Below are 21,131 nucleotides of genomic sequence, written 5' to 3'. Positions count from 1 at the left end.
CGGATCACACCTGCGCCTGTCCCCGCGGTCACCCCAGTCCGGCCGCCGGTCGTCCCGCCGGCCGCACCAGCGCCGGTACGGCCGCTCCCGCCCCCGCCTGTCTCGGTGCCGCCCGCGGCCACCCCTGCCCCACCGCCGGTCGCTCCGCCGGCCGCACCGACTTCAGCCCCTCTGGTACCGGCGCCGGTGTCCGTGCCACCGGCGCCGAGCCCGGTCACGCCTGTCGTCGCCACGCCGTCCCACCTGCCGCCGGCCCCGGTCATCCCGGGGCCGAACCGGCCGGCCTCGGCGCTGTCGGCGGCCGGCGCGATGTCTTCGCCGGCCCGATCAGCTTCCACGCCGATGCCACCGTCGCCGCGGTTTCCGGCACCTGTCGCCGCTCCGCCGGCATCCGCTGCGCTGCCTCCGCCACCGTCGATCCCGGTGCCCGGCGTACCGGCGGGCATGAGGACCGCACCGGTCTCCGGACCGCCGGTCACCGCGCCCACCTCGGCGCCGCCGGCGGCCCCCTCGATGGATCCGGCTCTACAGCCGCGGCGGATGGCCGACTGGCCGGCCGTGGCCGGCCAGGACAGACCCGGATCCGGCTCGGGCGGTGGCGCGTTCGCAGCGCCGGTGCCCGCACCGGGCTGGGACAACCCGACCGTCCAGGTGCGACAGATCGGTCCGCTGCTTCAGGAGGAGGCGGAATGGGCCGCCAGGAGCTCGGCCACGGCCGCCGCCCCGGCCACCCCGCCGCCGGCGAACGGTTCGCCCGCCGGCCCGAACACCAGCGAGACACCGGTCGCTGAAACGGCCGCCAGTACCGCGCCGATGAACGCGCCGCCCATGGCCGTGCCGCCGGTCACCGGCGCTCGGATGAGCGTGTCGCCGACCAGCGCGCCGCCGGTGAGCGGCCCACCGAACAGCGCGGCCCCAGCCAACGGCGCACCGATCAGCGGTCCCCCGGTCAGCGCGGCCCCGGGCAGCAGCGCACAGGTCAGCGGTCCCCCGATGAGCGCGCCGCCAGTCAGCGGCCCACCAGTCAGTGCGCTGCCGGTGAGCAGCCCGCCGGTAAGCAGTGCACCGTTCAGCGCGCCACCGGTCAGGGGCCCGGCCGCCGGCCCGGCCCCGGTCAGCAGCCCGCCGTTCAGCGCGCCGCCCACGAGCGCGCCACCCGTCAGCGGCCCGCCAGTCAACCCGCCGCCGGGGCCCTCCGCACCGGTGCCACCGGTGAGCGGGCCCCCGACGCCCGCGTACCAGGCCTACCCGCCGGCCGCGCCGCCCGCGAGCAGCCCGCCCGTCGCGCCGCCGCCCGCGAGCAGCCCGCCGGCGGCGGCGCCGGTCAGCGCTTCGCCGGTGCCGCCGTGGGGGATGACCCTCCCACCGTGGAGCAGCGCGGCTCCGCCGCAGCCGCTCGACGTGCCGGTCGACGCGCATCCGGAGCCGGCGACGGAGGACGGCGACGAGGCCGACCCTGATCCCGTGGACCTGGCGGAATCGGAGACCGAGCACGGGACGCGGCGGCCGTTGCCGGTCTACGACGAGTTGCTCGAGTTCCCCGAGCCGGCCCACCCGGAGGCGGAGCCTGCTCCTGCCCCGTACCCGCAGCAGGGGGCCTGGCCGGCGGTGCCGGCGCCGTTCCACCAGCCGCCCGCGTACCCGGTGCCCGAGGAGCCGGAGCCGCGCGGCCGGAACTGGACGGTGGTGGCCGTGGTGGCCGGTGTCGCGGTGATCGTGGTGGCGGCGGTCGTCGGTGTGGGCGCGGTGGTGCTCAACCGGGAAGCGGTCCCACCCGCGCCGGCCCCGACCGGAGTGAAGCCGAAGGTGAGCGGCCCTCCCCCGACCGATCTGCGGCTGCAGGACGAGCAAACCACGATCACGATCACCTGGGCCGACCCGACCGACGGGGGTGTGCCGTTCGTGGTGGCCGGCGGCCGCGCGGGGCAGAAGCTGGGGATGATGGGCACGGTGGACGCCGGGACGATCCGTTACACGGTCAACGGCCTGAGCCCGAACCTGGACTACTGCTTCACCGTGCTGGCGGTCTACTCGACGGACACGTACGCCACCTCGGGTCAGGTCTGCACCGACCGGGAAGGTGGTACGTCGCGCCGCTGACCCGCGCCGGCACCGCGACACGCTGGGTGTCCACAGGAGGACGGTACGGGCTTCACGTCTGTCGGCCGGCCCCTATGATGGCTCCCGGCTCTGGGGAGGGTCGATTTCTGCGCGGCTTCTCCCCCACCGACACGGGGAGGCGGTCGCAGTGACCACCATCGAGGACGTCACGAGCACCGGGGCGCAACCGCCCCGGCCCCGTACCCGGAAGCTTCGGGGCGGGCTGGTCACCGTAGGCACCGTGGCCGCGCTGCTGGCCGCGATGGGGTTGACCGTGCTCGGGTTGGGCGCCGCCGACAACGCGGTGGCCAACTTCGACGCCTCGTCGTGGTTGTGGAGCGCCACCCGCAGCGAGATAGCCCGGGTCAACGGGATCACCGCGCGGGTGGACACCCGGATGGAGGTTCCCGGGGCGCGCCGGCACCAGATGCAGGTCGCTCAGACCGACCGGCTGCTGATCCTGCGGGATCTGAACACCGGCCAGGTCAGCTCGCTGGACCTGGCCACGCTCCAGATCAGCGCGACCACTCCGACGACCCCGGGCCTCGGGGTGAACGTGGCGCTGCACGACAACCAGGCGTTCGTCGTCGACGCGGTGCAGGGCATCGTCCGGCAGCTCGACCCGCGTTCGCTGACCCCGGTGGGTGAGCCGGTGCACTATCCGCCGGGCATCACCGGCGGGGCGTTCGACGGCGCCGGCAGGCTGTGGATCGCCGTGCCGAGTGAGGGCACCGTGTCGGCGGTCACCGCCGCCGAGCTGCCGGCCAAGCCGGAGGCGGCGCCACCGGCTGGCCTGAGCCCGAAGCAGGTCGAGACGTACGAGGTGGCGGAGCCGAGCCACGAGCTGGTGGTGTCCACCCTGGACGAGGGGGTCGCGGTGCTGGACCGTACCTCCGCCTCGCTGGTGACGGTGAAGGCCGGCCGGACGCAGCGGGCCGCGCTGAACATGACCGCCCCGGGCAGCCTGCCGCCGCGGACCAGCGGCCCGCAGGTGCCGGTCACGGTGACCGGCCAGCGGAAGGTGCACGTGGTCCGCGACGGCGGTGAGGTGCGGCAGTTCACCATCCCGGGCGCGGGTGGTCGGCTCACCCCGGCGGTGGCGTGGGCCGGCCGGTTCTATGTCGCCGACGAGGGCACCGGCACGGTGTACTCGTTCGACGCGGCCGGGCAGCTCGTGGACAGCGTGAAGGGTTCCGGCCGGCCCGGCCCGATGGAGCTGGAGGTTCGCGAGAACCACTTGTTCATCAATCCGCCGAACGCCGCCACCGCGCAGGTCGTGGACGACAAGAACCGGGCCCGCGAGGTCAACAAGTACGCCAACGACGTGCTCGGCGGTGACCCGCCGCCGGTTCCCCCGCCGCCGGCTCCGCCGAAGAAGCCGAAGGTGGGTAAGCCGGGCGCGCCGCGCGCCGTGACCGCGGCGGCCGGCGACGCGTCGGCGCGGGTCAGCTGGCAGGCGGCCGCCGCGAACGGCGCCGAGATCACCAAGTACGTGGTGGAGGGTGCCGGGCAGCGCCACGAGGTGGGCGCGAACCAGCGTTCGCTGGAGATCACTGGGCTGACCAATGGCGAGAGGTACACGTTCCAGGTGCACGCGGTCAACGCCAAGGGTGACGGGCCGGCGAGGCGGAGCAACCCGGTCACCCCGACCGCGGAGGTGCCGGATCCGCCGGCCAGTACCACCGCCGAGGCGCGGCCCGACGGCACCGTGCTGGTCAGGTGGCCTGAGGCCAACGGGCAGGGCAACAAAATCACCCGGTACGCGGTGACCGCCACCTCGGCCGGTGCCAGCGCCCCGGCCGGTGAGTCGACGAAGACGGAGCTGGTGATCCCGGCCGGTCAGCTGGAGTACGGCACCCAGTACGCCTTCACCGTGGTTTCGGTCAGCAGCAAGGGCGCCGGGTCGAAGGCGTCGCCGGTGAGTAACACGGTGGTGCCGTTCACGGCCCCGGCCGCGCCGACGGAGCTGCACGCGTCCACGGTGGCCGACCAGCCGGGCACCGTCGCCGTGCAGTGGGCGCCGGCGGTGGACAACGGCCGCCCGGTCACCAAGTACCTGGTGGACGTCGGCGGGAAGACCAGCGAGGTGACCGACACCCAGACCACGGTCGGTGGGCTGGGCAACGGGCAGAACGTCACGGTGAAGGTGAAGGCGGTCAACGAGGCCGGTCCGGGCGCGGAGGCGACCACCACGGCGCGTACGGTCGCCGCGCCCCGGGTCACCGTGACCGGCTCGTCGGCGGACGTCACCTCGGTGACGGTGTCGTTCACGGTGGACGCGGGCGGCGGCAACGCCACCTGTTCGGCGGCCACCGGCGGGAAGTCCGCCAGCGGGAGCTGCTCCAGCCTGCGGGTGACCGGCCTGACGCCGGGCACGGCGTACACGGTGACGGTGACCGCGACCAACGCCGCCGGCCAGGGCACCGCCACCAAGGCTCAGTCGACCGACGCGCTCTACGGCATCGCGACCTGCAACAACGGGTCGTCCGGCGCGGAGGCCACCTACTGCAACCGGGATGTGCCGGGCCGCAACGGCAACGAGGTCTTCTCGGTGCCCCAGCAGATCAACTCCAAGCAGGTCGGCTGGGCCAAGCCCGGCACCCGGCTGAAGGCGTACTGCAAGGTGCAGGGTGAAGAGGTCTACGCCTACATCTACAACAACGACAAGCGCAGCACCTGGTGGGTGCAGGTCGAGTACTCGGGGCGCAACTACATCCCGTGGGCCTGGCTGAACCTGGAGGGCGGCGACAACATCAACCTCCTGCCCACCTGCTGAACACGCCACAAAGAGGAGCACCTGCGCAACGTGAACACCCCCGAACCGCTCACCCAGCCGGAGGTGCAGGGCTTCGCCGCCCTCGCCGCCCGGCTGGCGGAGAACGTCAACGCGGTCGTGCTGGGCAAGCCGCAGGTGGTCCGGCTGGCGCTGACCGCGCTGTTCGCCCAGGGGCACGTCCTGCTCGAGGACGTGCCCGGGGTCGGCAAGACCACCCTGGCCCGGGCGATCGCGGCGACGGTGAAGGGTAAGTGGCGGCGCATCCAGTTCACCCCGGACCTGCTCCCCTCGGACGTGTCCGGGGTGACCATCTTCAACCAGGCCTCCCGCGCGTTCGAGTTCCACCCGGGGCCGGTGTTCGCCAACATCGTCATCGCCGACGAGATCAACCGGGCGTCGCCGAAGACCCAGTCGGCGCTGCTGGAGGTGATGGAGGAGCGGACGGTCACCGTGGACGGCGTACGCCACCCGGTGCCGCAGCCGTTCCTGGTGGTGGCCACCCAGAACCCGGTGGAGATGGACGGCACCTACCGGCTGCCCGAGGCCCAGCTCGACCGGTTCCTGGTGAAACTCTCCGTCGGCTACCCCGACGAGTCGGTCGAGGTGGAGGTGCTGCGCGGGGCGACGGTCCGCTCCCCCGACTCGCTGAACGCGATCACCGACACCGCCACCGTCGGCGAGATGGTGCGCATGGCCCAGCGGGTGCACATCGCCGAGCCGCTCTACGGGTACGCGGTGCGACTGGCCGCGGCCACCCGCAACCACCCGCAGGTCCGGGTCGGGGTCAGCCCTCGCGGCGTGATCGCCCTGACCCGCGCGGCGTGCGCGTACGCGCTGATCGACGGACGGGGCTGGATCATGCCGGAGGACCTGAAGGCCCTCGCCGAGCCGGTCTTCGCGCACCGGCTGCTGCTCACCCCGGACGCGCAGGTGCGCGGGGTGACCGCCGCCGAGGTGCTGCGCCAGGCGGTCGCCTCGGTGCCGGTGCCGCTGCCGTCCGGTCAGCCCGCCCCCGTGCTCGGCTGAGGCAAAACCGTGGGGATCACCGCCCGCGGCGTCGGGCTGCTCGTCGCCGCCCTCGTGCTGCTCGGCGTCGGCTTCGGCTACGCCTACCCGGAGCTGACCGTGCTCGGCGTGGCGGCCGCCGTCGCCGTCGGATACGCCCTGGTCAACGCCGCCTGGCGGCCCCGGCTGACGGTCGAACGGGTCGCCGACCCGGACCGGGTGGCCCGCGGGGAGCCGGCCGCGATGACCCTGACCGTACGCAACACCGGGCGGCTGCGGGCGGCGAACCTGCTCGCCGAGGACCGCTGCGGCGCCGCTGTGGTGCCGGTGCCGCTGCTGCGGCTGCGTCCCGGCCGCGACACCGAGGTGCGCTACGACGTGCCGACCCACCGCCGTGGCGTGGTGCCGGTCGGCCCGCTGCGGGTGATCCGCCGCGACCCCCTCGGCCTGGTCGCGCTGGCCCGCTCCTACGGCGGCACGGTGCCGGTCTGGGTGCACCCACGCATCCACCCGCTGACGGCGGTGCCGACCGGGGCCGGACGCAGCCTCGACGGGCGCACCGACAGCGTCCCACACGGCTCGATCACCTTCGACTCGCTCCGGGAGTACGTGGTCGGCGACGAACTGCGCCGGGTGCACTGGCGTACCAGCGCCCGGGTGGGCGAGCTGATGGTGCGGGAGAACGTGGACACCAGCCTCCCGCGGATCGTGGTGGTGTTGGACAACCGGGCGTCCGCCCATCCGCAGCGGGTGGCCGGCATCGCCGAGTCGTTCGAGTCGGGTTGCGAGGCCGCCGCCTCGGTGGTGGCCGCGGCCGTCCGGGAGGACCTGCCGGTGGCCCTGCTGCTGGTCGCACCCGCCGACGAGGAACCCACCGACGGCTCCAGGTCGCGGCGCGACGCCAGACCGGCCTTCATTCGGTCCGGAGCGCCGCCCAGCGGCGCGGAGGCCGAATTATGGCCGCCAGCCGAGCTGGCATCGTCGAAGAGCCCGCTGGACCGGCTCGCCGCGGTCGAGCTGGCCGACGGGAACGAGGACACCCTGCGCACCACGGTGAGCCGACTGCGGCAGGAGCGACTCGGCGACACCCTGATCTTCCTCACCGGGCCGGGCGCCCACACCGACCTCGGGCACGTCGGCGCGCTGCGCGGCGCGTACCCGTCGCTGGTGGTCGGGGTGTTCGGCGCGGCGCAGCCGACGCCGCCCGGCGCGGCCGGCCTGCTGGTGATCGACGCCGCCGACGGCGCCGAATTCGCCGCCGGGTGGGACGGAATCCGCCGATGGTGACCGTGACCCAGACCCCGACGGACCCGGACCCGACAGCCGGGCCGCCCACCGGCCGGACCAACGGACGCACCCTGCGGGCCCTGCGCGACGTGCCCGTGCCGCTGGCACTGATCACCATGATCACGCTGGCCGGCGTCGTGCTGGGCCGGGTGTACGCCGACCCACTGCTGACCCGGCTGATCCTCGGCGCGGCGATCGGCTCGGTGCTGGTGAGCGTCGCCGCCCGGCGGCAGCCGTCCTGGCTGGTCGCCCCGCTGTCCGTGGCCGGCCTGGCCGGGTGGACGCTGCTGTCGCTGCGCCTGGCCGCCAGCCACGCCGCGCTGCCCGGCAGCCTCGCCGAGGTGACGGCCGACGCCGCCCGCAACGCCATCCCCCGCCTGCTGACCGCGATGATCCCCGTCGAACCGGCACCGGACACCGTGCTGCTGCCGGTGGTCGCCGCCTGGCTGACCGGACTCGCCGCCGCCGAGGTGGCACTGCGCACCCGCCGGATGCTGCTCGGCTACCTCCCACCCGTGCTGCTCTACACCGGCGCGGTCTACGTGGTCGGCCCCAACGCCGGCCCGGCGATCACACCAACCGTGGTGTTCGCCGCCGTCGCCGCCGCCGGCCTCGCGACACCGTCGCACCGCGACGGCCCGACCACCACCGACCCGACGGCCGGGCTCACCCCGGCGGTACGCGCCACGGTGCGGCTACGCCTGCTCGCCGCCAGCGCCGCCGGCGTGGCAGTGGTCGTCGCGCTCACCGCCCTGCTCGCCCCGATCGTGGCCGCCCAGGTCGACGACCGCCCCGTCGACCCCCGCCGCTACGTCGAACCACCACAGGTCGAATCACTGGACGAAAACCCACTGATCCGCATCTCCGGGTGGGCACTGAACCCCGACCAGAAGCTGCTGGAGGTACACACCGAGACGGGCCCGACCGGACCCGCCCGCATCCGCCTCGCGGTACTCAGCGACTACGACGGCGTCACCTGGCGGGTCGGCGCCACCTACCGCAACGCCGGACGGATCCTGCCCACCACCGAACCCGCCCCGGACACCACCACCGACACCATCCGCCAACAGATCACCGTCGCCGACCTGACCGGCCGGCTGCTACCCGCCGTACCAACCCCACGCGAGGTCACCGGCGCACGCGTGGCCTACGACCCGACGACCGCAACACTGATCCGCCCCGAAGGGCTGACCCCGGGGCTGCGCTACACCGTCACCTCCGCACGGGAACACCTCGACTCGAACCTGCTCGCCACCGCGAACGTGCCCGCCGGCGACCCCGTCGCCCGGGTCCTGCGGGTACCCGACGGGGCCCCGGAGCAGCTACGCCACCTGGCCACCCAACTCGCCGAACAGAACGGCGCCCCGTACGCCCGCGCCACCGCCATCCAGGACTTCCTCGCCGAGCACTACCGGACCACCCCGGACGCCCCCAGCGGGCACGCCTACCCCAACCTGGCATTCTTCCTGTTCGGACCGCGCAACGGCGGCGGGCAGCAGGGCACCTCCGAGCAGTTCGCCGCATCATTCGCGGTGCTGGGCCGACTGGCCGGCCTACCCACCCGCGTGGTGGTCGGCTTCGCCCCCAACGACGACGGCCCGGTCCACGCCGCAGACGCCTTCGCCTGGCCGGAGGTGCTGTTCGACGGCGTCGGCTGGGTGCCGTTCGACCCGATGCCCCGCCCCGACCAGGACCCCCGCCCAGTGGAGGAGGACTTCCACCCCACCCCCGACAACCCGCCCCCCTCCGAGGTGCCCGAACCGACGGTGGAACCCACCCCCACAGCACCGACCGAGGCCGCACCCGGCCCACGAGCCGACCGGGGCGGCCTGAGCACGCCGGTGCTGGTCGGCGGCGGCACCGGCACCCTGGCACTGCTGATCGGGCTGGCGCTGCTGACCCTCGCCACGCTGCGCCGCAACCTCACCCGCACCCGACTCGAACGCGGTGACCCCGGCCGGCGCATCGCCGGCGCCTGGCGGGAACTGACCGACACGCTGCGGCTCGCCGGCCACCCGGTCGGCGACGACCTGGCCGCCGCCGAGGTGGCCGTGCAGGCCCGCCGAACCCTCGCCGACGCCCTTGCCGAACGGCCGGGGAAGCCGGGCAGCGACGTGGCCGACCGGGAGCCCGACGAACTGGCCGCGCTGCTCAACCAGGTCGCCTTCGCCCCACACACCGCCACCCCCGGCCAGGCGGCTCGGGCCGCGGAACTGGCCACCCGGTACGCCGCGGCGCTGCGCACGGCCCGCCCGTGGTGGCGACGGCTGCTGTGGACCGTACACCCGGGTCCGCTGCGCTGGCACCGCTGACCGGCTCGCCCAGCCGGCCCAGGTCGCGTGTCGCGCCACAAAAATCCCGTTCCGCGGAACAACCCCCTGACCCGGACCGAGCGTGACTATCTCCGAATCGGGGATCGGAGGCATGAATGGGCGACCGCGACACGGCGTTCGCGGACTATTTCGCCGCGAGGTCGGACGCGATGCGTGGCACCGCGTACCTGCTCTGCGGCGACTGGCACCGGGCTGAGGACCTGGTCCAGACCGCGTTCACAAAGCTCTACCTGGCCTGGAACCGGGTTTCCCGGCACGAGGTGCTCGACGCCTACGTACGACAGATCCTGGTCCGGACCTTCCTGGACGAACGACGGCGGGGCTGGTGGCGGCGCGAGCGGGTGGGCGGGGAGGACGCCGAACGCCCCACACCACCCGAATCGCCGGAGAACCGGCTGGTGATGCTCCAAGCGCTCGCCACCCTGGCGCCACGCCAGCGAGCGGTTCTGGTGCTCCGCTACTGGGAGGACCTGTCGGTCGAGGAGACCGCCACGCTGCTGCGCTGCTCACCCGGAACCGTGAAGAGCCAGGCGGCACGCGGCCTGGAGAACCTACGCGGCCTTCTACAGCCCGCCTACAGCACGACCGAGAAGGGGGAACGATGAACGGTGAAGACCTGCGCGAGGCGCTCCGCCACGAGATGGCCGCTGTCGTCCCGCCGCCACCGCTGGACACGGCCACCGCGCTCGGCACCGCACGCCGCGCCCGCGCGCGCCGGCGCACCGGGTGGGCCTGCGCCGGGTCCGCGGCCATGGTGCTGGCCATCGCCGGCGTGGCCGCGGTCGGAACCGCGGGTGCCGGCAACCCGGGCACGGGCACCGCGGGTTCCGGCGACCTGAGCCCGGCGGCTTCCGCACCGGAGCCCATCCCGGACCCGTCGCCGACGCCTACTCCGAGCCCCTCCAACGAGGGCACCGCCGAGCCGTGGCCGCCCGGGCCGGACGGCCGCCCGCAGGAGGACCGCACGGCGCGCGCGGGCAGCCGGTACGACCAGGGGGTTCGGCTGCTCGACGAGCTCATCGCCGTGGTGCCGACCGGGTACGTCGTGCCGGAGAACCCGGCGAACCAGACCGTGGACGAAGATCCGCCGCGCAGCAACCAGGCCGAGTTCGATGAGAAGGTGAACGGCGTCGACGTGTGGCGCTACACGTCCCTGGCCACCGTGGCCGAGGGAGACCGGACCGGGCGCGTGGCCGTCGAGGTGTACACCCGCGGGAACAGGCTCCCGACCGAACCGTGCGCGCTGACCCAGGAGTTCTGGGGCATGCAGGGCCAGTGCCAAGTGGTGACCGTCGGCAACACGAAGGTCGGTGTGGTCGTCCGGCCCACCATCGACCCCCGCTTCGAACAGTGGTCGGCCTACCGGCACCCCGACGGGGCGGTCACCTTCGTCGCACAGAGCCGGTCCTTCGGCAGCCCCAAGCACGGGCTGAAGGAACTGCCGTTCACCGTGCCGCAACTGGCCGCCCTCGCCATGGACGAACGGTTCCACCTGCGGTGATCAGACAACGTGGCCCGGCCGGTGAATTCCCGGCCGGGCCACAATCCAAAACTTCGATCCGGCAGGCGCAGCTTGGACGTACACCCGGGTCTGCTGCACTGGCACCGCTGCCCGCCAGGACAGCGAGCGCGCCCGGCGACTGCGTCACCGGTCGCGGCGCAGCCGGCCCGTCTCCTTCCCCGCGGCGTCGAACAGTACGAGCACCTGACCATCCAGCCCTGCTCGCGAAGCCGAGGAGAGCCACGTCCCCACGGAAACGTTGTCGCAGCCGATCAGCGTGCTGACTCCGGCGGTGGCGAGCAGGGCACCGCCGGGCCCAGCGACCCACCGTCCACCTTGGCCGTTACACCCGTCGGAGCCTCGCCATTCGCCGTCATCGCGCAACTCGACGTACGGTCCCTTCGACCTGAACCACCGCGCGTCGGCGGGCACCCACCGACCGAGAAGGGTGTCCCGGCGCGCTGGCGTCAACGCCTCTGGTAGGGCGGTGGCCGGCGCCAAGGCGCGCCGGACCTCGTCGGTGACCTTGGGCGGCTCCGCCATTTCTGGCAGCAGGTTCGGCCCAGGGGTCGGCCTCGCACCGGGCAGCAACCGGGCTACGCGCACACCCTGGCCGTCGAGCAGGACCCGGCTGTCGCCCTCCACGCGGAAGGCAGCGGCCCGACGCAGCCAGGGATCGGCGACGACCTCAGCGCCGGACCCGCATCCCCGAGCGTTCTCAGAAACAGTGTTGCCGGTGATGTCGGCGACGAACAGGCCGTTGACGTCGGCCCGCCACGTCCCCATCTGCACACCGCAGCGGCCGAACAACAGCAGGCCGTCGTCCGTGCCGGAGGCGAGCCGCAGAATGTCACCCGTGGCGTCGTCGACGTCCGCCAGCGTCCAGGAACCGATCAACGCAATCGGATCCACCTGCGGCGTGCCAACCGCAGTGGACGCGATGGCCTGGCTGCCCGGAGCGGCGGGGCCTGATCCGACCCGCTCGCCACAGCCCACGAGCAACGTCCCAACCGCCACCGCAGCTACCAGGTACCTGATCCGCCCCATCTGCTCCCCCATGTCCCACCGGCCGCCCCGCTGGCGCCTGTCCTGATGATTTGGACGGCAGGCCGCGGCCATCGGTTGCACGCACCGGCCTCCGGCCTCACCTGCGCGGGCAAGCAGGGAATCTGGGTGATACCGGCCGTAGCATCGGGCGAGCGTGTTACGACTGCCAGGTGGCCTGCAGCGACGGCACGAACAGTCGACCATGACGACCGGTGACGAGACCGGTGGGCAAAGCGAACGAGGAAATCCACCGGTTTCCACGACCATCGCCCGTGCCACGTTCCTGGAGCTCTTCTTCGACCTGGTGTTCGTCTTCGCGCTCACCCGCATCGCGGACCGGTCCTTCGAGGATCTGGCCCTTGAGCCCGGCGGGACCACCGGGTGGTCGCCGATCACCGGCGGCGGCAAGACCCTGCTGCTGCTGGTGGCGATCTACACGGTCTGGCAGGGCATCTCCTGGGCCACCAGCCACCACGACCCGTACCGACTCGGGTTGCAGCTGATCATGATCATCGCCCTGGTGGGCAGCATGGTCATGGGCGTTGCCATCCCCGAGGCGTTCAGTATCACCGGCCTGGCGTTCGCGGCCGCGTACGTGGTCACGCAGGTCTCCCGGCCGCTGATCTTGTTGATCACCTTCGGCCGGCATCCGGACCGGCGACTCCAGCTGCGCGTGCTGGCCGTGTACTGCGTGACCGGGGTGCTCTGGCTGGTCGGGGCGTTCGTGCCCACGGGCCCTCGAGTGGTGCTGTGGGCGGTGGCGTTGGGCACCGAATACCTGGCGGGGTTGACGGGCTGGCCGGTGCCCGGGCTGGGGCGATCCAGCGTGTCGCAGTGGGACATCGCCGGGGAGCACCTGGCCGAGCGCTACCAGCAGTTCTTCCTGATCGCGCTCGGCCAGACGATCCTCGTCGCCGGATTCTCCTACAGTGCGCGGCCGTTCACCCGCAACCCCACCTTCGCCTTCGCTCTGGCGCTGCTCACCTCGATCCTGCTCTGGCGGATCTACTACCAGCGGGCCGGACAGATCCTCGGCGAGGCGGTCGTCAAGGCGCGGCATCCCGCGACGGTCGGCCGGTCCGCCGCCGACACCCACCTGGTCATGCTGGTCGGGATCACCGCCATCGCCATCGGTTACCAGCTGACCATCGAGCATCCCCTCGATCGAGCCGAGTCGGCCTGGGTCGCGTTGATCATCATCGGTCCGGCGGTGTTCCTGGCCGGTCGAGCACGGCTCGAGTACGAGGTCTTCGCCCGGGTGTCACCGTCCCGCTGGATCGCGATCCTGGTCCTGCTCGGCTCGGTGGCGCTGCTGCTGCACCACCCGCCGCTGATCGCCTCGGCCGTGGCCGCCACCGTGCTGGCCGCGGTGGCGGTGGCCGACGCCCGCCGGGCGCGGGGCAAGCCGCCGGAGGCGGCCGCCCCGCCGTTCTGAGCCGGCCACACGGCAGACACGACCGCGCCCGTCACGGCGCTACGATCCGCGAGTGACTTTCTCGATTGTCGCCCGCTCCGCCGACGGCCGGCTGCACGGCGTCGCTGTGGCCAGCAAGTTCCTCGCCGCCGGGGCGTTGGTCCCGGCCGCCGAGGCCGACGTGGGCGCCGTCGCCACGCAGGCGCACCTCAACCTGGCCTACCGGGCGCAGGGGCTGGCGCTGTTGCGGACCGGAGTCGCCCCGGCGGACGTGGTCGCCGGGCTGGTCGCCGCGGACCCGGGCCGCGACGAGCGGCAGCTCGGCGTGGTCGGGGCGACCGGCGACGGGGCCACCTGGACCGGGCCGTTCTGCCACCCATGGGCCGGTGGCCAGGCCGGGGACGGCTGGGCCGCGCAGGGCAACATCCTCGCCGGCCCGCACGTCATCGACGCGATCCGGGACGCCTGGCTGGGTGGGGCGGAGCTGCCCTTCCCGCAGCGGCTGCTGGCCGCGCTGCACGCCGGGGACGAGGCCGGCGGCGATCGGCGCGGCCGGCAGAGCGCCGGCCTGCTGGTGGTGCAGCGCTTCGGCGGATACGCCGGCACCGGTGACCAGCTGGTCGATCTGCGGGTGGACGACCACCCCGACCCAGTCACCGAGTTGGGCCGCCTGCTCGACACCCACACCCTGCTGTTCGGCAAGCCCGACCCGACCACGCTGCAGGACCTCACCGGCCCGCTGGCCGACGAGGTGGCCGCGCTGCTGGCCGCCGCCGGGCACCCGGTCGGCGCGGCCGGCCTGGACGACGCGCTCGCCTCGTGGGCCGGGGTGGAGAACCTGGAGGAGCGCTTCGTCGTCGGTCGCATCGACCCGATCGTTCTGGACCACCTGCGCCGCACCGCCCCGGCCGAGCGCACCGTCGGTTGACCCGCCGCCGACCGGTCCAGGCCAGCCGGCGGTCGGTCCGGGCCAGCTGTGGAAGGACGGGGCCGTCAGCCGCTGAAGGACAGCCAGCGGATGCCGGCGCGGTCGATCAGCGTCCGCTCCCGGTGGGTGAGCGCGGCCCGACCGGTGGCCTTGCGGACCAGGGTCAGCGGGTCCCAGCCGAGTCCGTCGGGCACCGGCCGGCCGGCGGTCAGCAGGTTCGCGATCACCTCGGCGGCCGTCGGGGTCAGCCACGGCGGCCGGTCCAGCGCATCGGCCAGGTCCAGGCCGTGCACGCCGACCTCCACCACCCGGGTACGCAGGAACTCGGTGAGCGTCATCGCATCGCCGTGCCGGGTACGCACGAGCCGTCCCGGTGGCTGCGCGGCGACCGCCGCGTCGGCGGCCCGCCAGGCACCCGCGAAGCCGTCGGCCACCTCGGGTACGCCGGGCAGCTCCCGCGCCTCCCGCCGAGCGCTGTCGATCCGGGCGCTGTCCACCTCCGGGGCGAACTTGGCGGCCCCGAAGTAGGCGGCGGCGTCCACCTCGGCCCGCTCGGGCTGCTCGGCGGCGAGCATGTCGACCAGCCGTCCGGCGCCGGTGCGCACATGCGCGAGCAGGTCCCGCACCGCCCAGGGCGGGCAGGGTGTGGGCCGGTCCAGGTCTGCCTCGTCGAGGCCGCGCAGTACCTCCTCCAGCCGCGCGCACTCGTCGCGGAACCCTGCCCGTACCGTGTCCATTCGGCCTTCTCCGTCCGTTGCCTGCCGGGCCAGCCTGTCACCTGTCGTTTCGCCGCCGCCGGGCCGGGTACGCGCCGCAGGACGAGGAGAGGAGGCGCCGCACGATGGCCGGCATCATGCTCCGCAGTACCGCATTCAACGACCACGACATGCTCCCGGGGCGTTTTTCCCGCGAGGGTGGGAACGTCTCGCCGCCGCTGGAGTGGTCCGACGTTCCCGACTCGACCGAGGAGCTGATCCTGTTCGTCGAGGATCCGGACGCCGGGAAGACCCCTTTCCTGCACTGGCTGGTGACCGGAATCTCGCCCCGGTCGAACGGGGTACCCGAGGGCGGCGTGCCGCTCGGGGGCCAGGAGTGGCCCAACGGTTTCGGTACCACGGGCTGGGGCGGCCCGCACCCGCCGCAGCACGAGGAGCCGCACCGGTACTTCTTCCGCCTCTACGCTCTGGAGCGTCCGCTGGATCTGCCGGACGCGCCGCAGGCCACCGACGTGCAGCGGGCGCTCGGCGACAAGGAGATCGCCAGCGGCACGATGGTGGGCACCTATTTCCGTTGATCAGCCCTGGTAGCGGGGCACCAGGCGGTGCACCAGCGCCAGGACCAGCGCGGCCAGCACGGCCATCGTTCCGATGATGCCGGCCGCGCTGCCGGCGTAGCCGATGAAGAGTGGACGGCGGCTGAGTTCGTCGGCGGGGAAGTCGGTGAGCCGGGTGAGCCAGGACGCGGCGAGCCCGGATGCGACGAGTGCGAGCGTGCCGCCGAGGCCGAGCACGGCGGCGGCGGTCGGGTGTGCGTCGGCTGGCGAGGCCGCCGCGCGTGCCCGCTGGAAGAGCAGCAGCATCAGCCCGGCGATCGCCGTCCAGACCCCGACCACTAGGTACGCGGCGATGGCGTCGCTGGGCCGGTGCCAGCCGGCGGAGAGGGTGCCCACGCCGGCGGCGGCCGCGTAGCCGGCGCCGAGGAACGCGCCCGCGACCCGCGCCTTCGGGGGTAGCACCAGGATCAGCGCGACGGCCACCGAGGCGGCCACTGTGGTGTGCCCGCTGGGCAGGCTGTTGCCGGCCGCCGCGCGTTCGGGGTCGATGCCGAAGTCGGGGCGGGTCAGGAGGTGCTTGAGTAGCTGGGTGCTGACGTTGGCGCCGGCGATCAGCATGGTGGCGGTGACGGCGAGGGCGCTGCGGCCACGGATCAGCGCGATGAAGCCGATGACCGCGGTCGCCATCAGCAGGGACACCACCGACATGGCGTTGAGGATCTGGTTCACCGGTCCGTCGATGCGGTTTCGGCCGATCTGGTTGCCGGTCAGCGCGACGGTGTCGATCCACTGGCCGGTCGGGGTGTGCACGGCGAAACGCCAGATCAGGAGCAGCGCGATCGCCTGGGCCGTGGCCACCACGACCAGCCGGATCGCCGTTGTATTTCTCGTTGTCCCGCCCACTGACACAACTTATCGGCCGGCCGTTTAGAGCGTTCGTTGGGTTGCCGTCGCGTCCTGGTTGCTGGGGTCGGGCGGCGGTGGCCGAGCATCCGGTTTGAGGATCCGATGCGGACGGCGGGTCGGAAATTAGGAGAGAGGCCGCCACGGGGGGAGCGGCCTCTCCGGTGATGTACGTTACTCCCTCCATGGCCCTGATGTGATCCCGTGGCGGCCGGTTTTTCGCGCGTGTTTTCGCGGCAAGTTCGTCTACGGGCGCAAGGGTGGGCCGGTCCGTCCGCTGCGTCGGCCGGACGGCCGGCCCACCCGGCCTGACAGGAATCAGGCCGTCGCCGATCGAGCCCTGTGTGTTCCGCCTTCGGCCCGGTCGGCCTCCGCCACGGGTGGTCCGGCCACCCGTGGCGGAGTGGTCACCTCACCCCGCGGGAAAGTAGGTGCCGTAGTCGGCGTAGGCCATGGCGACGTCCGCCTGGGCCCAGAACCGGTGATAGTTGAACGTCGGCGCGGGACCGCCCTTGAGATACGCGTCGACCTTCGGCCAGTCCGGGTCGTTCTTGTAGAACGACCGGATGTCCAGGAAGCTCTTGCCCGCGGCGATGGCGTCGCCGTTGGGCATCTTGCCGGTCCAGCCCGGCGGGATGTAGAGGCCCTGGCCGTTGCTGGCGTTGTAGACGTCGTCGAAGCGGCCGTAGTCCTCGCGTGTCTCCGGCCGCGAGACGCCCTTGGTGTCGGCGGCGGCGGACAGCGCGTCGAGCAGTCCCTTCGCGGTGTTCTTGGCGGCGGTGTTGCCGGACTTGGCCGCGTACGCGATCAGGGTCCGGGCGTACGCGGCGGCGACGCCGACGTCCTGGCCGCCCTTGGTCACTGTGACGTGCAGGTTGGTGTTCGGCTGTGGGTTGGCCGGGTCCCAGTTGTTGGGCTGGCCGGTCCACTGCAGGTCCGACGGGATGGACCAGTTGGTGCCCAGGGTGGTGTTGGCGATGGCCCAGGGCACCCACTTGTCCAGCAGCGCCTTGGCCTTGGTGTTGCCGGTCTGCAGGTACAGCTCGGCGATGCGGTGCATCGACCAGGCCTGCATGCCGAACCACTGGTTGGACGGCGGGTCCCGGTAGACCGGGGCGACGTCGTAGAACATGCCGTAGAAGGTGGCCGTGCCGGCCGGCGGCTGGGAGTAGCTGCCGTCCCAGCTGTTGGTGGCTCCGCCGGCGATGCCGCCCTCGGTGGACTGCAGCCAGGTGTAGAACTCCAGCTGCCGGTCGTAGCTCTTCTGCCAGTCGGCGACCGCGGTCGGCGACTGGGGCTTGAGCTCGGGCACGTTGGTCAGTGCCCAGGCTGCGAGGGGGTTCTGGTAGCCGAAGTGGTTGTGGCTGGAGCCGATGCGCCAGGACCAGTTCTGCGACGTGTCGTACGCGCCGCCCCAGGCGTAGTACCAGGAGAGCAGGTAGTGCGCCGAGTCGCGGCCGGTGCCGGCCGGGCAGGTGGTGGGGCCGACGCAGTTGCCGATCTTCTTGAAGTACTTGTCGAACAGCGAGTAGCGCAGGTAGTCGCCCATCTTGGCGGCCTTGGCCACGGTCGCCGCGACGTCGGCCTGCTTGCCCTGCGCCTTGGCCCAGGTCAGCGCCCAGTAGGCGGCCTGCACGGCGCGGGCGTCGGCGTCCGGGGCGTCGGTGTACTTCCACTGCTTGGCCGGGGCGTTGGCTTCCTTGATGAACAGGTCGAGGTAGCCGTACTGGCCGCCGTGCTTGAACGTGTCGCAGGTCGGCTGCGGCACGGTCTCCCACACCGATTCCTGGGGGCCGCGCTGGAAGGTGTTGATGTAGGCCGGGCGGGTGGTGCCGTCGCCGCAGCGGCCGTAGCCGTACTTGTTGTCGACGTCGAGCAGCCAGTGCATGCCGTAGATGTCGCCGGTGCCGTAGGTGGACTGGAGCTCGTTGCGCAGCGGGTCCTGGCCGACGGGCACGTTCGGTTGCAGCTGCGACGGGTACTGGCTGGGCTGGTTGTACTCTGCCGCGTACTGGGGGGTGCCCGGGGCGCCGGCGGTTGGCTGATCTGAATGATTCGGAATTATGTATTTTTCCATCACCGTCCAGGCGTTGTTGAACGGTGCCCAGTTCTGGGTGACCCGGCCGTACTGTGCCTCGAGCCAGATCCAGAAGCTGAATGCCTCCGAGGTGGTCTCGTGGCCGTGGTCGGGTGCCTCGACGATCAGTGTCTCGATCGAGTGGTACGGCACGCCCTCCGGGCTGAAGTAGCCCGAGTTCTTGATCTTGTTGTACTGGTCGAGGAACTTCTTGATGTAGGCGTTGTCGCCGCCCGCGTCGACCGCGGTGGCGGTCACCGACACGGGGGTGTAGCCGGTGGCGGCGGCGGTGATGGTGGCGGTGCCATTGCCGGCGTTCGCCGCCGCGGCGACGGTGATGGTGGCGCCGGTGCTCCAGTTCGACGGCGTCAAAGTCGTCGCGGTGGGCGAGACGGTGATGCCGGGCTCACCGGTGCGGGTCAGCGTCACCGGCACGTTGCCGCTCGGTGCGGCGCTCAGCTTCAGGTTGAAGGTGGCAGTGCTGCCCTTGTCCACGCTGAGCGCGAGCGGGGCGGCCACCAGGGCCGGCCCGGTGGCGGGGTTGACCGTGAAGGATTTCTCAGCCACGGCGCTGGCGCCGAGGTTGTCGTACGCCTTGGCCTGCACTGTGTAGCTGCCGGCCGGCAGGCTGTCCAGGGTGTACGCGTACGGAGCGGTGGTGTCGGTGTTGACCAGCAGGCCGTTGCGGTAGAACTCGACCTTGCTGATGGTCCCGTCCGGGTCGCTGGCGGTCGCGGTCAGCGGCACGGTCGCCGGCGCCACGAACGGCCCGGCCGGCACGTCGAGGGCGACGGTGGGCGGCTGGTTGGCGGTGACGCCGTTGCAGGTGACCCCGTTGAGGGTGAACGAGGTGGGCTTCGGGTTGCTGCCGGAGTAGGCGCCGTTGAACCCAATGCTGGCCGTGGCGCCGGTGCCGAGGTCGCCGTTCCACGACTCGTTGGTCGCGGTCACCTCGCTGCCGGACTGGCTCCACCTGGCCGACCAGCCCTGGGTCACCTGCTGGCTGCTGTTGGGGAAGGTGAACTTCAGCGTCCAGCCGTTGACCGGGTCGCCCAGGTTCTTGACGTCGATGTTGGCGGTGAAGCCGCCGGTCCAGTCGTTCGTCACGTACGTCACGTCGCAGGCCGGGGCGGCCTGCGCGGGACCGGCGGGCAGGGCCACCCCGCCGATGGTGACGGCGGTGGCGGCGAACATCGCCATGCGGCGACGTCTGGCCATGAGTCTCATGTGCGCGGTGTCTCCTCGGACCGGGCCGGGACCGTGCGGCCCCGGCGGGGCGCCTCCACGCGTCGACGGGCGGACACGGGGGGACGGAGGCGCCCGGAAAGGTGGTCGACCCGGTCGTGCCGGGGATCGCAGGACGCCGCACCGGGTGTCCGGGTGCCCTCGGCGGTCCCACGCTCGCGCGTGCTGGCTCCGTGTCGCGATTGGGGAGAGTGTGACATGGAAGCGCTCCCACCACAACGTCCAGGCAATCAGCCACATCCATGTTTCGATCTTGTTTTGGGGCTTTCCCAAACCGGTGACGGGCACTACAGTCGCAAGCATCGCCGATGGGAGCGCTTCCATCGACCGAGGTGCAAATCCGAGTTTGCTGGGGAACCTGTGTCTCCAGTGGCCCAAGAGGCTGACGACGGGCCAGCCCGGACGCCGCCGCCAGCCATCACCCACCGGCATGGAGGGGAGGTGGAACCAGAGCCACTCGCGTGGCCCGGCTCCCGCGCGACACGCACGACAGGACGCCAAATCCACACTCGCGCGTGTTCGCACCACTCGTGGGGACGGGGGTCGCCCTCCCCCGTCCCCACACACTAAACCCCCGCCGTCGACGGGAAAAGAGGCCGACGAGAAAGGCGCGACACGCCGCCCGATCGGCCTCCTTTCGCTATCTGCCCACCCCGCCGCTCACCCCGCGCCCCGAGCGACACCCACCCACTGACCACCGGCCACCCGCCCCGGCCCGGCCCGCGCCCTGCACCGCGGTCCGCCCAGGGGACGCGGCCGGCCACGGCTGGGCCTATGCTGGGAGCGCTCCCGACCCCAGGGTGGCCAGTCACTTCGAGGAGGAGCGACTAGTGATCGTTTTTCTGGCCAGAACCGTCTATTGTCGACCATCGTGGGCAGTGTTATCGGATCGGCGAGTTCGCTACGCGGATCGGTCGTTCGGTGAGGACGGTGCGTCGATGGGAGGTGGAAGGGCGGATTGTGGCTCGCCGTCTGCCGTCGGGGCAGCGGTACTTCGACGACTCCGATGTGCGTAGGGTGTTGCAGCCCGGCTTCGACGCCGCCCGACGCAGGGTGGTGGTGGTGTACTGCCGGGTCTCCTCGCTGGGGCAGAAGGCCGACCTGGCCTTGCAGGTGGCGGCGATGCAGCAGTTCTGTCTGGCTCGCGGCCTGGCGGTGGACGAGTGGGTCAGCGAGATCGGTGGCGGGATGAACCTGCGCCGCAAGAAGTTCCTGGCGTTGATGGACGCCATCGACCGGGGT

General features: G+C 72.4%; 16 protein-coding genes. 11 read left to right on the top strand and 5 right to left on the bottom strand.

Going from position 1 to position 21,131, the window contains the following annotated elements:
- Positions 1–674: 674 nt before the first annotated feature.
- On the bottom strand, positions 675–1,145 hold the full coding sequence (locus tag ACNAW0_RS00080) for a hypothetical protein (RefSeq protein WP_416285721.1): 471 nt from the start codon (positions 1,143–1,145) through the stop codon (positions 675–677).
- A gap of 67 nt (positions 1,146–1,212) precedes the next feature.
- Between ACNAW0_RS00080 and ACNAW0_RS00075 the strand changes: the two genes are divergently transcribed.
- The 7 genes from ACNAW0_RS00075 (at position 1,213) to ACNAW0_RS00045 (ending at position 11,002) form a co-directional block, all read left to right on the top strand.
- Positions 1,213–2,100, top strand: a complete 888-nt coding sequence (locus ACNAW0_RS00075) for a hypothetical protein (RefSeq protein ID WP_416285716.1) — start codon at positions 1,213–1,215, stop codon at positions 2,098–2,100.
- A 148-nt stretch (positions 2,101–2,248) separates the two neighbouring features.
- Entirely contained in the window at positions 2,249–4,876 is a 2,628-nt protein-coding gene (locus ACNAW0_RS00070; RefSeq protein WP_416285543.1) for a fibronectin type III domain-containing protein, read from the top strand.
- Between the two features lie 30 nt (positions 4,877–4,906).
- Positions 4,907–5,902, top strand: coding sequence for an AAA family ATPase (locus tag ACNAW0_RS00065; RefSeq protein WP_416285542.1), 996 nt, complete (start codon positions 4,907–4,909; stop codon positions 5,900–5,902).
- Between the two features lie 9 nt (positions 5,903–5,911).
- The gene (locus tag ACNAW0_RS00060) at positions 5,912–7,168 is read left to right on the top strand and encodes a DUF58 domain-containing protein (protein WP_416285541.1); all 1,257 of its coding nucleotides are present in this window, start codon (positions 5,912–5,914) and stop codon (positions 7,166–7,168) included.
- Positions 7,144–9,480, top strand: coding sequence for a transglutaminaseTgpA domain-containing protein (locus tag ACNAW0_RS00055; RefSeq protein WP_416285540.1), 2,337 nt, complete (start codon positions 7,144–7,146; stop codon positions 9,478–9,480). The genes ACNAW0_RS00060 and ACNAW0_RS00055 overlap by 25 nt, the downstream gene beginning before the upstream one ends.
- Before the next feature lie 116 nt (positions 9,481–9,596).
- The gene (locus ACNAW0_RS00050; protein WP_416285539.1) at positions 9,597–10,106 is read left to right on the top strand and encodes a SigE family RNA polymerase sigma factor; all 510 of its coding nucleotides are present in this window, start codon (positions 9,597–9,599) and stop codon (positions 10,104–10,106) included.
- Entirely contained in the window at positions 10,103–11,002 is a 900-nt protein-coding gene (locus ACNAW0_RS00045; RefSeq protein ID WP_416285538.1) for a hypothetical protein, read from the top strand. Before ACNAW0_RS00050 ends, ACNAW0_RS00045 begins: the two co-directional genes overlap by 4 nt.
- Positions 11,003–11,146: 144 nt before the next feature.
- Here the strand turns inward: ACNAW0_RS00045 and ACNAW0_RS00040 are convergent, their stop codons facing one another.
- Positions 11,147–12,061, bottom strand: coding sequence for a hypothetical protein (locus ACNAW0_RS00040; protein ID WP_416285537.1), 915 nt, complete (start codon positions 12,059–12,061; stop codon positions 11,147–11,149).
- Between the two features lie 190 nt (positions 12,062–12,251).
- On the opposite strand from ACNAW0_RS00040, the gene ACNAW0_RS00035 reads away from it, so the two are divergent.
- Positions 12,252–13,484 carry a low temperature requirement protein A gene (locus ACNAW0_RS00035; RefSeq protein ID WP_416285536.1) on the top strand — a complete coding sequence of 411 codons (1,233 nt, stop codon included), beginning with the start codon at positions 12,252–12,254 and terminating at the stop codon, positions 13,482–13,484.
- Positions 13,485–13,536: 52 nt separating this feature from the next.
- The gene (locus ACNAW0_RS00030) at positions 13,537–14,391 is read left to right on the top strand and encodes a DUF1028 domain-containing protein (RefSeq protein ID WP_416285535.1); all 855 of its coding nucleotides are present in this window, start codon (positions 13,537–13,539) and stop codon (positions 14,389–14,391) included.
- 65 nt (positions 14,392–14,456) lie between these two features.
- Here the strand turns inward: ACNAW0_RS00030 and ACNAW0_RS00025 are convergent, their stop codons facing one another.
- A complete protein-coding gene (locus tag ACNAW0_RS00025; RefSeq protein WP_416285534.1) occupies positions 14,457–15,128 on the bottom strand; it encodes a maleylpyruvate isomerase N-terminal domain-containing protein in 672 nt (223 codons plus the stop codon).
- A 104-nt stretch (positions 15,129–15,232) separates the two neighbouring features.
- Between ACNAW0_RS00025 and ACNAW0_RS00020 the strand changes: the two genes are divergently transcribed.
- Positions 15,233–15,685: a YbhB/YbcL family Raf kinase inhibitor-like protein gene (locus tag ACNAW0_RS00020; protein WP_416285533.1), complete on the top strand. Its 453-nt coding sequence runs from the start codon at positions 15,233–15,235 to the stop codon at positions 15,683–15,685.
- On the opposite strand, the gene ACNAW0_RS00015 is transcribed toward ACNAW0_RS00020, so the two are convergent.
- Both ACNAW0_RS00015 and ACNAW0_RS00010 read right to left on the bottom strand, forming a co-directional pair.
- The gene (locus tag ACNAW0_RS00015) at positions 15,686–16,573 is read right to left on the bottom strand and encodes a phosphatase PAP2 family protein (RefSeq protein ID WP_416285532.1); all 888 of its coding nucleotides are present in this window, start codon (positions 16,571–16,573) and stop codon (positions 15,686–15,688) included. It lies immediately after the preceding gene.
- Between the two features lie 406 nt (positions 16,574–16,979).
- Entirely contained in the window at positions 16,980–19,862 is a 2,883-nt protein-coding gene (locus tag ACNAW0_RS00010) for a glycoside hydrolase family 48 protein (RefSeq protein WP_416285715.1), read from the bottom strand.
- An 885-nt stretch (positions 19,863–20,747) separates the two neighbouring features.
- Here ACNAW0_RS00010 and ACNAW0_RS00005 point away from each other — a divergent pair.
- Positions 20,748–21,131, top strand: a 384-nt coding sequence (locus tag ACNAW0_RS00005; protein WP_416285714.1) for a MerR family transcriptional regulator, incomplete at its 3' end; no start/stop codon positions are given.

Origin of the sequence: Micromonospora sp. SL1-18 (assembly GCF_047921505.1) — a bacterium.
Lineage (GTDB): Bacteria > Actinomycetota > Actinomycetes > Mycobacteriales > Micromonosporaceae > Micromonospora.
The sequence above is the reverse complement of the archived record's forward strand: the minus strand, read 5'-3'. Positions and strand labels throughout refer to the sequence as shown.